This is a genomic window from Chryseobacterium vrystaatense (assembly GCF_000737765.1).
Lineage (GTDB): Bacteria > Bacteroidota > Bacteroidia > Flavobacteriales > Weeksellaceae > Chryseobacterium > Chryseobacterium vrystaatense.
The window spans coordinates 204,181-221,507 of sequence record NZ_JPRI01000008.1 but is presented as its reverse complement, the minus strand read 5'-3'; the positions used below and the strand labels follow the sequence as shown (position 1 = coordinate 221,507).

The following is a 17,327-nucleotide window of genomic DNA, read 5'->3' as shown; positions in this document are numbered from 1 at the left end:
TAACACAAAACACCAATGAATTTCTCATCAGAACAACCCAAAATTATTGTTGTAGGAAGCTCTTCAATTGATCTGGTTTTAGAAACCGAAAAAATTCCGCAAACGAATGAAACGGTTATGGCCGTAAATTCAGACAGCTATTTTGGAGGAAAAGGAGCCAATCAGGCCGTAGGAACTGCAAGACTGGGAGCCAGTGTATATTTTATCGGATGCGTAGGAATGGATCCTCTTGGTCAGCAGATCATGAGAAATCTGGTGGGTGAAAATGTCAATGTAGGCTTTGTTCATGAGACCGATACAGAATCTACAGGTACAGCCTATGTAACCACCAGCCATGGAAATGCAGCTATTGTAGTAGTCCCGGCAGCTAATAAATGTCTTAGTATACAACATATTGAAGAAGCAGACCGCTATTTTCATACAGTAGATCTGATTCTCGTTCAGCTTGAAGTCGCAATAGAAGTCGTGGAATATACCATAAGAAAAGCCAAGAAATACGGTAAAAAAGTAGGACTTTACGCTTCACCGGCTATGAAGGTAAGCGAAGGGATTATTGAAAACGTAGATTTTATTGTAGCAAAAAGCAGTGAGCTGCATACTGTTTTTGGAGAAGAGAAAAGAGAAGAAATTCTTAAAAAGTATTTTAATAAAGTTTTTGTACGGGATGATACCAATTCTACCATCTATTTTGACGGTACGGAAATGAAGTATTACAGAAATGATAGAGATGAAACCGTTTACAAAATGGGAATGGGAGATGCTTTTATGTCAGGATTTGCCGTAGCACTCTGTCATGGAAATACGATCGAGGATTGTGTGAAATTCGGAAATGAGGTCTCTTCAAGGGTTTCAGGTGGGAAGGGCTCACAGACAGGACTTCCAAGAATGTCCGACTTCCTTTCTTAAAACTATTTACCACATATCGAAAGTTAGAAACTTAACATAAAAATATAAGTAAAATCTCCACTTTTATAGTGGATTTTTTCTTTTACCCTATGGAAAAACTGGAACTCATTACAAACGACCGCATATCACTTTCTGTTCACCTTTTCAGACCTGATAAAAGCAATGGAAAACTGCTTCTGATCAATTCGGCAACAGGAGTGAAACAACAGGTCTATTTCTCATTTGCCCGTTTTTTTTCGGAACAGGGATTTACGGTGATTTCTTATGATTACAGGGGAATCGGACTTTCAAAACCTCAAAATATGAAAGGTTTTAAAGCCTCGATGAGGATCTGGGGATCGGAGGACTACAAAACGCTTACTCAGTATATTAAAAACGAATTTTCAGCGTATAAGAAGTACTGTCTGGGCCATTCGGTAGGCGCATTAATCCTCGGAATGAATGAGGATTCTACCATGTTTGATGAATTCATCTTTGTGGGGACCCAAAATGCATTCGTAGGAAACCTGAAACTCAAAACTAAGATCGAAGCCTATCTTGGGTTTGGAATTGTTCAGCCGTTAACTACCGGATTATTAGGCTATTTTCCTGCCAATTGGTTTGGACTGGGAGAAAGTCTTCCAAAAAATTGCGCATATGACTGGAGAACCTTAATTTTAAACAGGAAATCAACCAACAGACTGCTGGAGAAAATTGATGACTATTCTAAAAATTTAACACAAAAAGTATTTGTGATCCGGGCGGAAGATGATGTATGGCTTACTGAAAAAGGGGTGTTAAGCCTTTTAAATAATACCTATCCTAACCTTAAACCTTCCTACAGGCTGGTGAAAACCTCTGAATCTGATAAAAAAGAGATCGGACACATCAATTTTTTTAGAAGTTATAATAAAAAACTCTGGAATATTATTTTAAACGAATTGACAGATAAATGAAAAGTACGATCGAAAACACCGTAAAATTTGTAAAAGAAAAATTAGAAGGCGCTGAAGCAGGACATGACTGGTATCATATTGAAAGAGTATGGAAACTGTCAAAAAAAATAGCTGCTGCTGAAGACTGTAACCACGATGTTGTGGAATTATCTGCACTGCTGCATGATATCGCAGATCCAAAGTTTCACAACGGAGATGAAACCATAGCTCCCAAAGTAGCCAGAGGCTTTTTGGAAGAACAGCAGGTTTCAGAAGATGTGATAGAACAGGTTCTGTTTATTATCAAAAATATTTCGTTTAAAAACAGAGGTGAAGCTCCGGCCGAGCTGCCGGTTGAGCTTAAGATCGTACAGGATGCAGACCGTATTGATGCGATTGGTGCTATAGGAATCGGAAGAACTTTTAATTTTGGAGGTTTTAAAAATAATCCCATGTATGATCCGGAAATTCAGCCAAGTCTGAATATGTCTAAAGATCAGTATAAAAAGTCCAACGGAACTACGATTAATCATTTCTATGAAAAACTTCTGCTTCTGAAAGATCTAATGAATACCGAGAAAGGGAAGGAGATTGCTCAGGAAAGGCATGATTATATGCTGGGATTCCTTGATCAGTTTTATAAAGAGTGGAATGTGGATTAACATTCCTCTGAAAAATCTTAAATCAGTATCTTTGCAGCATGGTATTTATCATTTTTGTTATCTTTTGGGCTTGTGTACTTTCTTTGATTTTATTTAAAGTAAAATCAGGAAGGTTGGCAAAATGGGCAAAACTGTTCCGTATTCTTACTGTTGTATTTTCAATTTCAACTTTTACCTATTGGTTCATAAAAAAAAGCGCAGTAGGCTTCGTGGATAATTCGGTAGGGCTGCAGGTCGTTAATAAACTTCCGCAGACACTGGACTTTTATCTGATCAAAGTAGACAGTGCTAAAAACGGAAATCTGGAGCCTAAACACATAGGAAAAATACGTCCCGAATATTACAGGGTGGAATACCTAAAAATGGATAAATCCGATGAATATTGGATCATAGGGTATCTGGGAAAGAAAAATATGGTTTATTTTTCTCAGCATGCAGTTCCAAATAAGAATATTGACCAGATTGTAGAAGTACAAAACTATATCAATCAAAGTGTAAAACTCTCCGAAACTGCAAAAAAACAGGTGGACAGTTATAACTATGAAAATGCGAAACTTGGAATCTGGGTGTCGCTTGACTTTCTTCTGCTTTTCCTGAATCTTGTATTGTTGTTGAGAAAAAATAAGCATTAAACTATAAGCAATGGGTAATCTCAGACTAAGTCTGAAAGTTACTCATTGCTCATCTATTATGGGTAATCCAAAATATGCATGACCTGCTCCTTAAATTCTTCAGGGCAGCTTTTAACCAATTTATCCTTAATCTGTTTACTAATCTGATGGGGTTCCAGCCATTCTGTGCGGTTGGCGTTTAGGCTGTGGTTATCGTAGACTCTTTTTATTCTTCGTTCATCTTCATAAAAAGTATAGGCATCACCGAGCCAGGTGCTTGCAATGCTAATTGTGCAAATTTCTTTTTCCATGACATTTTGTATTTTAAACGTACATGTCCCTATGTGAACAGTACACTCTAAATTACTGTTTTTTTTCAATAAAAACAGCTTTTTAATCCGCTTTTTGCAATTATGCTTAAAAACAACTGTCACAGAATAACAGAATCTTGTTTTCAATTCAAAATACAAATTCAAGAGCCCGGAACGGTAGGATAAGAATTAAAAAGGAGTAATCTTTAGTAATTTTTAAAATGTAAAAACATTAAATCTGCTGGAGCTAAAAAAATTCAAAATCGTTGTGCATTAAAACATATGTAGGAAATACCTTCGTACCCCTTATATGTATCAAAAAATATCAAAGTAAGATTATGTTTAGCAAAAAACACTAACCAAAAGTAGATAGATATTGATTACCCCTAAAACAATGTTCCATTCTCTACAGCCATTTGCGGTATATGCAAGTCTGTCTTCCACTCCTCATTCATTTTTTTTATAAAATAGGAGGAAAGAAGCGGCGAAGCTTTTTCAATATTCTGATGAACAAAGAAATATACGTTTTGAAGCCCTTCTTTTTTCCATTTTGTCAGATGTTTCATCCAGTCATCCAGTCTTTCATAATCGCTTTCGGCATTGGCGCCTACATATCGGATAAATGCGTTGGGTGTAGTAAGGCGCATGTGAAGCATATCTCTTCTTCCGGCGGTATCTACGATGATATTAGTGATGTTATTCTTTTCAAAAAGCTCACAGGTTGTATTGAAAATTTCTTCATCGGTGAACCATTCTGTATTTCGGAGTTCTATAGCGAGGGGAACCTCTTTGGGCCAGTCTTTGACGAATTTTTCCAGCCTGTCATAATCTTTGGGTTTGAAATTATCATGAAGCTGGAGGAAAGCCATGCCCAGTTTTTCATCAAAATTCATGATTGCTGAGGCGAAATGGGTCACGGGTTCTGTTACGTCGATAAGTCTTCTGAAGTGAGATACGGTATTGGTGATCTTCGGAAAGAATTTAAAATCTGCCGGAGTTTTATCTTTCCATACAGATACCTGTTCAGGGGTTGGCATTCCGTAAAAGGTGGCATTCAGTTCAATAGAATTAAACTGAGTGGCATAATAGGTCAGTTCATCTTTCGTTCCTTTTGGATAGAATCCTTTAAGGTCAGTTTTATTCCATTTAGCACATCCTATGGAAATATTCTCCAGACCTTTTTTATTTTGACTTAAAATTTCTTTGGTTCTGGAATGATCTTTTGGTAACGTAAAATCTATTTTTGAAGGATCTTCTACCTGTCCGAATTTCATATGTAAGGTTTTTGTGAATTAAACTGTATAACAAATATAATACAAAACCAGATAAGTTTTGAGATTTTTACTCCGGATCGTACAGGCTGGGTGACCAGTAACCGGTCGTGAATTAGCTAACGTTGATCTTACTTATAAACACTGATTTCTTATAATGTGTATCACGTATTTTTTGTTTATCATGATTATTGTTTTTAGTTCTATAAAAAAGACTGGAAAAATATTCTTTTTAAATATCATTTTATATGCTAAAAAGGCTGTCATTATTCGCGAATAGTGACAGCCTTTTTCTTGTCTAACCCTCTGTTTCAGGATATATTTGCCGTTTGTGAAAAAACACACATACTTTTTTATGAATTCCGAAATAGCTATTTGATGCCATTTCTTTTTATCTGAAAAACATTTTAAAAAAATATTTAATGAAACGAAAAGTTATTCCAATTTTTTTCTTGTTATCTGGTCTGGCGTTTGCCCAGGTTGGTGTGAACACTACAAACCCACAGGCTACTCTGGATGTTACCCTGCCTGCGGGGTATACTTCTGGAACGAAGGCAGGGATTGCTTTCCCTCAACTGTCCGGAAATGATATAGAGTCTATAAATACTACTGGGCTGAGATCCGGAACCCTGGTCTACAGTACTTCGGCATCTACTGCTTCGGTTAAAGATATTACAGGAATAGGATACTGGTACTGGAAAGATGCCACCGATAAATGGGAACCTGTACTGGTGAATGCTCCCAAATTCTTTTATTCTCCTTCCATTCCCATCAATACAGCAGTTTCCTCAGGAACGATAGACTTGTATACGAACTACACCGGGCAGTTTTCGACACCAATGGCCAGTAGTACCGGTGCGTCAGGAAGTATTCCCATCTATGCATCTAATGCTTTGGAATATTATGTGACCTGGTATGACAGTACCATCTTTGAAAATGTAGCTATTGACGCAGGAGGAAAACTTTCCTATAGTGTTCTGAGTACAGCTGATAAGAGTAAGCCGACGTATATGAATGTTGTTTTTGTTGTGAAATAAGTATCTGTTAAATAATAGATTACATTAATTAATGGATTGAGAATTATGATAAAACAAAAACAAAATTTTAAATATTTTCTCTTCCTTTTTTTCTTTTTATGTTCGGTAAAAGGATTTGCTGCCAATTATTATTGGGTAGGAGGAAGTGGAAACTGGAGTGATATCAACCATTGGAGAACGTCTTCAGGGGGCTCCGGAATACCATTCGTAGTGCCTGGTCTTACAGATGATGTATATTTTGATGCCAATTCCGGATTTACAGCATCAAGCAAAACAGTTACGGTTAACGTTCCAGCCAATATGCGGAATATTACTTTTTCAGGAAGTGCAGTAGCCCCTGTTTTAAATAGTGCGAGTACTGCCAATCCGATTAATATTTACGGTTCATCCGAATGGCAGAGCGGAATGACGGTCAACAGTGTGTATCTGTATTATCGGAATGCCAATATTGCCAAAACTATCAAAAGTAATGGGGTTCCCATTACAGGAAATGATGACGTTTATTTTGAAGATGAAACATCGATCAGCCTGCTCGATGATTTTTCAGCTGCCGGAAGATTGAACCATATGGCGGGTACTTTCAATACAAATAATCACAAGGTATCTGTAAGAAGTTATGCCGGGAATACGGGAGGTAAACCCAGAACGGTTAAGAGCAATGGAGTTCCGGTAAATGGCAGCGTATTTTTTGAGGAAGAAACTTCGGTCAGTTTAATGGATGATCTATCTGTTTCCAGCACGATTACCCATTCAGCGGGTACTTTGGCAACCCTTAATCATAAAGTTTCTATGAAAAATTATTCGGGTGATACAGGAAGCAAACCCAGAACATTGAATCTTGGAAGTTCAGATTTCTATATTACAGGTACAATGTATGATGGAGATTTTTCCGCTGACTCTTCTTATTTAACATTGAATGCGGGGACGTCTCATATCCGCTTTACAGGTGTCCTTGGGTATCCTAAAGTCAAGCCTTATGCCGGTCAGCATTATTATAATATAAGTTTCGAAAAGGCGGAACTGGAAGGTAATCTGGGGTATGTTCAGAGTGGTAAGGTTTATTATAACCGTATAACGATGAACGGGAATGGAAAACTGATCAAGGATAATGAGATCAAAGAACTGATTCTGTCAGAAGGCAAGACGTACAGTTTAGCATCGAGTTCCACACAGACAATAACAGGTAAACTGTCAGCTCATATTCCTGACTGTGGGGAGAAGATCACGATCAGTTCTTCCACAGCAGGTACACCGGCGAATCTTGTGGCTGCATCAGGTTTTTTTGCAGGATATTAAAGCTTCGGGAGGAGCTGTATTTAAGGCCCTGGAATCTCTTGACAGTGGAAATAATGCAGGATGGGTATTTCCTGCCGTAACTGGTAAAACCTTATATTGGGTAGGTGGAAATGGAAACTGGAATGACAGGGCTCATTGGTCTTCAACGAGTGGTGGAACAGGAGGATACTGCGTCCCGGGACCTTTAGATGATGTTTATTTCAATGCGGATTCGGGTTTTACCTCATCAGGAAAAACCGTTACGGTAAATAGTTCTGCCTATATGCACAATATTACATTTTCCGGAAGTGGAACAGCTCCTTTTCTGAATAGTACAACCAATCCGATAAATATTTACGGATCTTCCGAATGGCAGACAGGAATGTCGGTTAGTGCAGTGTATATATATTATCGGAACAATAATGCTCCTAAGACAGTTAAGAGCAATGGAGTTCCGGTAAATGGCAGCGTATTTTTTGAGGAAGAAACTTCGGTCAGTTTAATGGATGATCTATCTGTTTCCAGCACGATTACCCATTCAGCGGGTACTTTGGCAACCCTTAATCATAAAGTTTCTATGAAAAATTATTCGGGTGATACAGGAAGTAAAGCAAGAGTCCTGAAATTGGGCAGTTCAGATGTTTATATTACAGGTCCTTTGAATGAAGGTGATTTTGAGGCTGCTTCTTCTAATATGACACTGGATGCAGGTACTTCGCATATTCATTTTACCGGTGTTACAGGATCTCCTAAACTGAAAGCATATTCAGGACAGCATTATTATAATATAAGTTTTGAAAAGCCTGGATTGGAAGGAACTCTTGAGGGAAGTCAGACGGGCAGCGTTTATTATAATAATGTAATATTCAAAGGAAATGGGAAACTAAACGGTGGTAATGAAATCAAGGAATTGGTTTTAACCGGTGCTAAAAAATATACTTTACAGGCTGGTAAAATTCAAAAAATAACCGATAAGCTATACGCCAACGGAAGCTCTTGCTACAAACTGGAGATGGTAAGTTCAGTACCAGGTGCTAAAGCATTGCTTAATGTGATGGCAGGAGCGACGAATTTTGATTTTGCGAATATAAAGGATATTAATTCGTCTGGAATCCCATTACATTTCGGTTCCAAATCAAGTGATCTGGGTAATAATGACAATATCAGTTTCTCAGCATATGATCCCGGAGTTTTTTCCGGTTTTGCGGGGCAGAACTGGAGTTGTACCCAATTCAATAATGCAGATCCTGCTTCATATACATTAAGTTCAGCAGGTTTTTTTGGAAATCCTACTGTAAAATATGAATGGACCAAACTGAATGATCCTGCACATACCGGTATTATTTCTACAGGAGAGTCACTGGATATGAGATCTTACGGATTGGGGACTTATCATCTTAAAGTAGTCTATTCTACAGCCGGACCGGACGAAAGTTGTACACTTGAAGAAAGTGTCATCGTCGGAAGCTGTATTCCGAGTATGATCAACCCAGGATTACCTATAAGAAATTATTAGGTAACCTCACAATAGGTATTCTGACAGAATTAGATTTTTAATAATGACTGCAAGTTTTTCTTGCAGTCATTATTGGTTTTACATTAATCTGCTACCTTCTTTCAAAGTCGTCTTAGGGATTTAAAAATGCACTTAACCCGTTCTAAGTACCTGCACCCATTTCTATAACCGCCTCGAGGGGTGTATAAGTTCCTGAAGACCGTTAACCCAGGGGTTAAAGATTCCTGAAGATGGTTAAGAGCTTGATGTATTGATTGTTAGTCTTTTTCTTCCCTATCTTTGATCTTGTCTGTTTTATCAAAAAACTATCTGTATTCCGAATAATGACAGCCTTTGCATTGGCAATTTACTCATTGTGAACTAGTTATGCCAATTGGAAAGACTTATGAAATGGTATTTAGCCAGAGAAGATGAATTTCTCTACCTGAGGCTGACTGAACGTCTGATTGATCTTGATTTTCATGATTTTCTTAGATTGATCAAGCAGCATGTTCAAATGAATGATATGTTATCTGCAGGATTCTGTTTTTTACATTACCGAAGAAATGATGCGAAAATTGAATGCTGATTCACTGATCTGGATTTTCTGAAAAGGGAAATATGTTAAGAAAACTATGAGAGAACAATATGAATAATTCTTCTTTTTTCTTTTGGAGTTATTTTATTTAATTATTTGTTTATCAATATTTTAAATGTAGCTTTAGGCTGTTAGTATTCGCGAATATTAACAGCCTTTGTCTTGTCTTATCAGTTATTTCAGAATAATTTTGTAGTCCCTTAAAAGCACGAGAGGTTATGTGAAAAATATACATCTAGATTATTGTATTTCTCTCTTTTTGTTCTATTAATACCCTATAATAATGAAAAAAATAATTACACCCCTTCTTCTTCTGATTTCCGGATTTTGTCTCGCACAAGTTGGACTCCACACCCCTGATCCGCAGGCAACATTGGATGTCGCTCTTCCTTCCGGATATGTTTCAGGATCAAAAGCAGGAATAGCTTTCCCTCAGCTTAGTGGAGATCAGATAGAAAAAATGAACACCACAGGACTCAAATCAGGAACACTGGTTTACAGTACTTCAGCTTCTACACAAGCAGTAAAAGACATTACAGGACCAGGATACTGGTATTGGAAAGATGCTGCCGACAAATGGGAACCGTTAATGATGAATGCACCAAAGTTTTTCTATTCTCCGTCGATACCTATTGATACAAGCGTTACCTCAGGAAGCATCGATTTATATACGAATTATAGCAGTCAGTTTTCAAGTCCAATGGCAAGCAGTACAGGAGCTCCCGTAAGTATTCCTGTCTATGCAGCCGGCGCACTCGAATATTATATAACCTGGTATGATCATACTGTTTTCAGTAATGTGACCATCGATGCCGATGGGAAGATGAGCTATGAAGTGCTGAGCACCGCAGATAAGGGAGCTCCTACCTACATGAATGTTGTTTTTGTAGTGAAGTAAAAACAACAGGTTTTCAATTGTATTTCACTCCATTAAAGTAAAGATAATTCTTATGACAACACAAAAACACAATTTTAAATATATTTTCTTTTTTTTAATGCTCTTTTTGTTTTCTGTAAAAGGACTCGCTGCCAATTATTACTGGGTCGGCGGAAGCGGAAACTGGAGTGATATCAACCATTGGCGGACCACATCGGGAGGAACCGGAGTTCCTTCTGTAGTGCCCGGGCCTGTGGATAATGTTTTTTTTGACGGTAATTCAGGATTTACCGGCACCAGTAAAACCATTACCATGAATGTTGATGCCAACTGCCGTAATATTACTTTTTCGGGAAGCGCAACAGCTCCTGTAATAAAAGGAAATAGCAAATCTCTTAATATTTATGGATCTTCCGAGTGGCAGAGCGGGATGATGCTCAGTATAACCTCTATATATTACCGGAATACCAATGCGCTTAAAACGATAAAAAGTAATGGAGTTTTAACAGAATCATCGGTCTATTTTGAGGAAGAAACCTCAATAGATTTGCTGGATGATTTTTCCAGTTCGAGTGTGAATCATACTGCAGGAACATTCAATACGCATAATTATACTGTCAAGATATTCGGCTATTATGGAAACTCCGGGACAAAACCAAGAGTAATCAATATGGGAAGCTCTGATTTTTATGTTCAGGGAAGTTTCAAAGCTAATTCGCTTTCATTAAGCATTAATGCAGGGACTTCACACCTGCATCTTTCAGGAAACTCACCTTCATTAAGTCCCTATACCGGACAGGTCTATTATAATGTAAGCTTTGAGGGAGATAATGCAGGAAGTTTGGGGGATCAACAGACAGGGACAGTGTATTACAATAGGGTAGAATTTAAAAATACTGGAAAGCTGGTTAAAGACAACCAGATCAAAGAACTGATTTTAGCAGCAGGTAAGGCTTATACCTTGGAATCCAGCAGAAATCAAATCATTACTTCTTCTCTGAAAGCTTCTGCGCCGGATTGTGGTGACTGGATTACCATTAATGCTTCAGGTATTGGAACCAAAGCAAAATTAGTGGCAGCACCCGGAGTAAGCATTGATGTATCAAGAGTTATTCTGAAAGATATTGAGGCATCGGGTGGTGCCGTTTTTACAGCAGTACAATCAACAGATGATGGAAATAATACAGGGTGGAACTTTCCTGCTTCTTCGAATCAGAATTTATATTGGGTCGGCGGAAGCGGAGACTGGAGCGATAAGACCCACTGGTCGCAGACCAGTGGAGGTTCAGGAGGGTATTGTATTCCCGGACCTTCAGATAATGTTTTTTTTAATGGTCATTCCGGATTTACAGCATCTGATAAAACCATTACCTTATCTTCTGTTGCGTACAGCCGTGACATTACTTTCTCGGGAAGTGTTGTTCCACCAGTTTTACAAGGGAACGGTACCGGAAAAATACTTAATATTTACGGATCTTCAGAATGGCAAGCAGGAATGATAATTTCTTTGAACTCCAGTTCTTTATATTACCGGAATACCAACACAGCCAAAACCATAAAAAGTAACGGAGTCTCCCTGCTTAAGGGTATGGAAATTATTTTAGAGGAAGAGACTTCCATAGATTTGCTGGATGATTTTTCTGGTGGTTCTATAATGCATAGTGCCGGGACCTTCACTACTCATAATTATACCGTAAAAATATCTTCTTATAGGGGGAATTTAGGATTAGAAGCAAGAGTAATCAATATGGGGAGTTCTGATTTTTATCTGACTTCAGGTTTTAGTGCTTCTTCATCTGCTTTAACTCTTAATTCAGGGACTTCGCACATTTATTTTTCGGGAACTTCCTCTCAGTTAAATTGTTATGACGGGCAGGTTTATTATAACGTAACCTTTGAGAGTACGCAGAGCAAACTGGGGAATTGGCATACGGGGACAGTGTATTATAACCAGGTAGAGTTTAAAAGTAATGGTGAGATATTAGGGCAGAACCAAATCAAAGAACTGATCTTAACAGCTGGAAAGACCTATACCCTGGAATCCGGTCAGAAACAAATTATTACTTCTTCCCTGAAAGCTTCTTCTCCTGATTGTGGAGACTGGATTACCATCAATGCTTCAGTCAGTGGAACGCAGGCGAAATTAATGGCAGCAATAGGGGTAAGTATTGACGTGTCAAGAGCTATTCTGAAAGATATTCAGGCATCGGGTGGAGCCATTTTTTCAGCTCTACAGTCTATAGATAACGGAAATAATACAGGCTGGAGTTTTCCTGCTTCTGCAGTTAGAAATCTCTATTGGGTTGGAGGAAGTGGAGACTGGAATGATAAGGTACACTGGTCCCAGACCAGCGGAGGTTCAGGAGGGTATTGCATTCCCGGTACTACAGATAATGTTTTTTTTGATGAAAATTCAGGATTTACAACATCTGACAAAACCATTATTCTGCCTGCTGTGGCTTACAGCCGTGATATTACATTTTCTGGAAGTGCTGTTCCCCCTGTTTTAAAGGGAAATGGTAATGGCAAAATACTTAATATTTACGGATCTTCAGAATGGCAGTCGGGGATGGTAATTTCTTTAAATTTCAGTTCTTTGTATTATCGCAACACCAACACCGCTAAAACCATAAAAAGTAATGGCGTTTCCTTTCTTAATAATCTGAATATCTATTTTGAAGAAGAAACTTCTGTAGATTTGCTGGATGATTTCTCCGGAGGAGGGGTATATCATACTGCAGGAACCCTTAATACTAATAATTATACTGTAAAAATATCTTCTTATAGGGGGAATTTAGGATTAGAAGCAAGAGTAATCAATATGGGGAGTTCTGATTTTTATTTGGATTACGATTTTAATGCTTCTTCCCCTTTATTAACTCTAAATTCAGAAACTTCACATATTCATTTTTCAGGAAATCAGCCTACATTAAAACCTTATGCCGGGCAGATTTACTACAATATAAGCTTTGAGGCTACTAAGGGAATTTTGGGTAATAATCAATCTGCTGCAGTATATTATAACCGGGTAGAGTTTAAGGGTAATGGAGATCTTGTTAAGGAAAATCAAATCAAAGAATTAATCTTGACTGCGGGTAAGACATATACACTGGATGCAGGAAGTACACAGACAGTTACAGACCAGTTATATGCTAGTGGAAACTCCTGCTTTATACTATTTTTGAAAAGCTCTGCAACAGGAACCAAAGCCAATCTTAATATAATGGCAGACTTCGTAAATTTTGATTTTGTAAATGCAAAAGATATCAATGCTTCCGGGAAAGTCTTGAACTTTGGAAGCAAATCTACCAACGCCGGAAACAATTCAAACATGACGTTTGAAACCTATAACCCCAGTGCCTTTTCAGGATTTGAAGGCCAGAACTGGAGTGCTGCAAAGTTTAAAGATAATGACCCCAGCTCTTATATGTTGAGTTCAGCAGGATTCTATGGAACTCCTTACACGACCTACCAATGGTCTAAAATGAATGATCCGGTTCATACCGGGACTATTGGAACAGGGCCTGCTTTAGATATGAGACCTTTCGGATATGGAACTTACCATGTCAAGGTGGAGTATTCTGCTCCGGGATCACCGGATTATTGTATGGTGGAAGAAAGTATTTTGGTGAAAAGCTTTGTTCCGAGTATGATCAATCCCGGTTTACCGGTCAGAAATTATTAGAACTTATTTTCTGGTCAAATGTGACTTTATCAAAAATAATAATAATGACTACAATGAACCGCAGGAAATCCTGCGGTTTTTTTTGGTCCAAATGGATAAGTACTGCAGTATTTATTTACCAATGGCTATCCTGTTTTTAAAGAAGTCATTTGTTGAAAGGATGTAAAAGATGGCTGGATTAATACTGAAATTATTCATTTTTATCCTTGTCAAATCAGGAAAAATCGTTCAGGTATTCACTCATTTATGATATGTTGATTAAGTTTTTTTTAAGGAAATGTTAAACATTCTGTTATATAATGTTAATTCTATGTTACCATACTTGATGTGGATGACGTCTAATTTTGCATCAGAATTGTAACAATAAAAAAATCATGAAGAATAAAATAATCTGTGCCTTTGCTTTATTATCGTTTGGTTTTGCATTTTCACAGGAAACCAGTTCAAAAATTTTTGGACGGCTAAAAGGAACTTCTTCCGAAGTTACGGTGAAGGTAGTGCACATTCCTACCAACAGTACTTTTGAAACAAAAAGCAACACCAAAGGACAGTTCAGTTTAGACAATCTTCAGCCTGGAGGACCGTATTCTATAGAAATATCAGACGGATCACGGGTTATCTATTCCAATCCCGGAATTCAGCTGTCACTCGGAAACAACGATCTTCCCGTCGTGGACGTGACAGGAAATGAAAAAACCATTGATGAAGTAAAGATTACTTCCAAAAAGACCAGTGTGAAATATGGTGTGGGCATCAGCCAGGCACAGATCTCAGGGCTGCCCAATATCAACAGAGGGATCCAGGATGTTACCAAACTGGTTCCACAAAGCGCCAATAATTCTTTTAACGGAACCAACTTCAGATACAATAACGTTACTATTGACGGATCCATCAATAACGATGCGATCGGTTTCAGTCCGTCTCTGGGAGGACAGACCGGAACATCTGGAATGCCCGGAAGCAGTACGCGTTCCAATTCCATAAGTCTGGATGCTATTCAGGATGTGCAGGTCTATATTGCCCCTTATGATGTTAAGCTTGGAAATTTCCTTGGAGGGAGTATCAATGCCGTAACCCGAAGCGGAAGTAATGATGTCACGGGATCTATCTATGCCTATGGAAGGAATGCCGCTATTACCGGAAACAACAGAATAGGAGACAACTCAAAAATGCCAAAAGCTTTTGAAGATGTTATTTACGGAGGGAGAATAGGGCTGCCTGTGGTAAAAGATAAAGTATTTCTATTTTCGAATCTGGAATACACCAAGAGAAGAGATCCCGTATTTTATAATGCCAATGATCCGAATGCTCTGGTGAATGATGCGGTAGCCGGGCAGATTTCTGATTTTGTACGGAATAAATACGGCTTCAATACAGGAAGCTTCGACGGATACAATAACTTCTCCGAAAGCGCCAAGCTCTTCAATAAACTGGACTGGAAAATCAATGACAAACACTCGCTGTCCATCAAAAACAACACCGTGTTTTCACAGGCTTCAAATCTGGAAAGGGATGGTGCCAATTTCAGGTTTGCCAGTATGGATTTCGTTCAGAAAAATACGGCGTCCACTACCACTCTGGAGCTTAAAAGCCGCTTTAATGACAGGTGGAATAACAATCTGGTGTTGGGATACTCTTCTATTCACGATTACAGAGATCCTACTTCCGGTAATGCTATGTTTCCACAGGTAGAAATAGCTTATAACGGAGGAACGATTCTTCTTGGAAATGATAGGGAAGCTACTGTTTTCAATATGAAACAGAAAACTTTTGAGATCACAGACAACCTTACCTATAAAAGAGGAAACCATACATTCCTTTTAGGAACCCACAATGAGTTGTACAATATCGATTACGGTTTTGTCAATGCTTTGAACGGAAGAATCTCTTATAAAAGTTTAAATGATTTCTATAATGGCAATCCTTCCAGAATAAGAGGGACCTATCCGTTTAAAGGAGAAGGCAGGGAAGCCCTTTTTGACAATCCGTATGCACAGTATAAAGTAAATCTTCTGTCTCTGTATTTTCAGGATGAAATCAATTGGGGAAGACTGAGACTTTCGCCTGGGGTAAGAGTAGATTATACTGATCTGCCCGACAAACCGCGTTTGAGTCCGTTGGTACAGAACTCCCCTCAGGATTCCAGCTACGGAAATACCTATACCTACACCCCTCTGAATCAGCTGACCAATAATTATCTGAATAAACCCACTATATCTCCGAGATTAGGATTTACATTCGATGTGACCGGAGACAGATCGGTAGTCCTTAGAGGAGGTTCAGGTATATTTGTAGGAAGAATTCCTTTTGCATGGTTAGGATATGCCTATTATAATGACGGAGTAGGTTTCGGAAGCTACGATTACAATGGTCCTGCGGCTGCGCAGCTGGCTGCCAACGGTGATCCTCTGGTGAGTGGTAACTTCCCGAAGTGGCAGAACTCTTCCAAAGTTCAGGTAGATCTTGTAGATAATAATTTTAAAATGCCAAGGGTATGGAGAAGTTCTCTGGCTCTGGATTATACATTTGCCGGATATAAGCTGACACTGGAAGGAATTTATACCAAAGTACTGTATGATCTTAAATTCCAGCAGGTCAATAAAACCGATAATGTGACCTATTATACTTATGATGTGAATCATGAAATGCCGGTTTACACTACCAATATCAACAGTAACTTTTCCAATGCCTATATGCTGTCCAATACCAAAGAAGGATACCGCTACAACCTGACTGCTCAGGTCTCGAAATCTTATCAGTTCGGGTTTAATTTCTTCGTGGCCTACACCTATGGAGATGCCAAAGATATTACCAACGGAATCAGAAATTCTATGGAAAGCAACTGGCAGATGAATCAGTCGCTTACCCCGAACGATCCTAAACTGACCACTTCTAATTTTGCCATCAAAAACAGGGTAGTGGCCAATCTGGGGTATGGCGTGGATATTTCCAAAACAAACAGGCTGTCTGCCAATGTATACTTTAATGCCCAGTCGGGGAATCCTTTCAGTTGGGGGTTTGTAAACAGTACCATTGCCAACACAGGACAGGCAGCAGGACTTTCTTACATCTTTAAAGATGCCGCCGAAGCGGCCAAATATATTGTTCCTATAAAAGATACTTCCGGAAATGTACTGGTTTCTGCCGAGAAGCAAATTGCAGACTATGAAAGTTTTGTAAGCGGGAATAAATATTTAAGCTCGAGAAGGGGCAGATTTACAGAAAGGAATGGTGACGTTACACCATGGAATATTCAGGCTGATTTCAAAATTATGGATGAGATCAGGCTCAGCGAAAAGTCTAAAAACAATATCCAGATTTCATTAAGCATCATCAATCTTACCAATATGCTGAATAAAAACTGGGGTAAAGTTTATTTTGTACCGAATACATTTAATTCTACAGCAAGTGTCGGACTTACAAAAGTAGGAAATGTGGCATCAAACCAAGCGGGAGCAGGAGATCCTACCTACAATTTTAAAACTCCGGGGCTTCCTTACACCATTGATCAGTTTGCATCAAGATTCCAGGCACAACTGGGTGTCCGGTATAATTTTTAATCATACGTCTTTCATTTTTTTACTTATAATTTTTTCAGCAGTCCGGATTTTTCTTCCGGGCTGTTTTTATATCATAGCCAGACATTGGTGTAATCATTTAACTTCTCAGACTACAAAACATATCA

General features: G+C 38.5%; 13 protein-coding genes. 11 read left to right on the top strand and 2 right to left on the bottom strand.

Going from position 1 to position 17,327, the window contains the following annotated elements:
* Positions 1–15 precede the first annotated feature (15 nt).
* The 4 genes from IW16_RS19135 (at position 16) to IW16_RS19120 (ending at position 3,114) form a co-directional block, all read left to right on the top strand.
* Positions 16–906, top strand: coding sequence for a ribokinase (locus tag IW16_RS19135; RefSeq protein ID WP_034748203.1), 891 nt, complete (start codon positions 16–18; stop codon positions 904–906).
* 89 nt (positions 907–995) lie between these two features.
* Complete coding sequence (locus tag IW16_RS19130) at positions 996–1,841, top strand: alpha/beta hydrolase family protein (protein ID WP_034748200.1); 846 nt, start codon at positions 996–998, stop codon at positions 1,839–1,841.
* A complete protein-coding gene (locus IW16_RS19125) occupies positions 1,838–2,482 on the top strand; it encodes an HD domain-containing protein (RefSeq protein WP_034748197.1) in 645 nt (214 codons plus the stop codon). Before IW16_RS19130 ends, IW16_RS19125 begins: the two co-directional genes overlap by 4 nt.
* 38 nt (positions 2,483–2,520) lie before the next feature.
* Entirely contained in the window at positions 2,521–3,114 is a 594-nt protein-coding gene (locus IW16_RS19120) for a hypothetical protein (RefSeq protein ID WP_051890487.1), read from the top strand.
* Between the two features lie 56 nt (positions 3,115–3,170).
* Here the strand turns inward: IW16_RS19120 and IW16_RS19115 are convergent, their stop codons facing one another.
* Both IW16_RS19115 and IW16_RS19110 read right to left on the bottom strand, forming a co-directional pair.
* Entirely contained in the window at positions 3,171–3,404 is a 234-nt protein-coding gene (locus tag IW16_RS19115) for a hypothetical protein (RefSeq protein WP_034748528.1), read from the bottom strand.
* Positions 3,405–3,790: 386 nt separating this feature from the next.
* Entirely contained in the window at positions 3,791–4,678 is an 888-nt protein-coding gene (locus IW16_RS19110; protein WP_034748194.1) for a DUF72 domain-containing protein, read from the bottom strand.
* 419 nt (positions 4,679–5,097) lie between these two features.
* Here IW16_RS19110 and IW16_RS25830 point away from each other — a divergent pair, with 419 nt between their 5' ends.
* The 7 genes from IW16_RS25830 (at position 5,098) to IW16_RS19075 (ending at position 17,202) form a co-directional block, all read left to right on the top strand.
* The gene (locus IW16_RS25830) at positions 5,098–5,712 is read left to right on the top strand and encodes a hypothetical protein (RefSeq protein WP_051890486.1); all 615 of its coding nucleotides are present in this window, start codon (positions 5,098–5,100) and stop codon (positions 5,710–5,712) included.
* 45 nt (positions 5,713–5,757) lie between these two features.
* Positions 5,758–7,008: a hypothetical protein gene (locus tag IW16_RS19100; protein ID WP_034748190.1), complete on the top strand. Its 1,251-nt coding sequence runs from the start codon at positions 5,758–5,760 to the stop codon at positions 7,006–7,008.
* Positions 6,995–8,503: a hypothetical protein gene (locus tag IW16_RS19095; protein ID WP_131327936.1), complete on the top strand. Its 1,509-nt coding sequence runs from the start codon at positions 6,995–6,997 to the stop codon at positions 8,501–8,503. The genes IW16_RS19100 and IW16_RS19095 overlap by 14 nt, the downstream gene beginning before the upstream one ends.
* A 385-nt stretch (positions 8,504–8,888) precedes the next feature.
* Entirely contained in the window at positions 8,889–9,071 is a 183-nt protein-coding gene (locus tag IW16_RS19090) for a hypothetical protein (protein ID WP_034748184.1), read from the top strand.
* 292 nt (positions 9,072–9,363) lie between these two features.
* Entirely contained in the window at positions 9,364–9,978 is a 615-nt protein-coding gene (locus tag IW16_RS25825; RefSeq protein WP_051890484.1) for a hypothetical protein, read from the top strand.
* A 52-nt stretch (positions 9,979–10,030) separates the two neighbouring features.
* Positions 10,031–13,642: a hypothetical protein gene (locus IW16_RS19080; RefSeq protein WP_034748179.1), complete on the top strand. Its 3,612-nt coding sequence runs from the start codon at positions 10,031–10,033 to the stop codon at positions 13,640–13,642.
* A gap of 374 nt (positions 13,643–14,016) precedes the next feature.
* Positions 14,017–17,202, top strand: a complete 3,186-nt coding sequence (locus tag IW16_RS19075; protein ID WP_034748176.1) for a TonB-dependent receptor — start codon at positions 14,017–14,019, stop codon at positions 17,200–17,202.
* Positions 17,203–17,327: the final 125 nt, after the last annotated feature.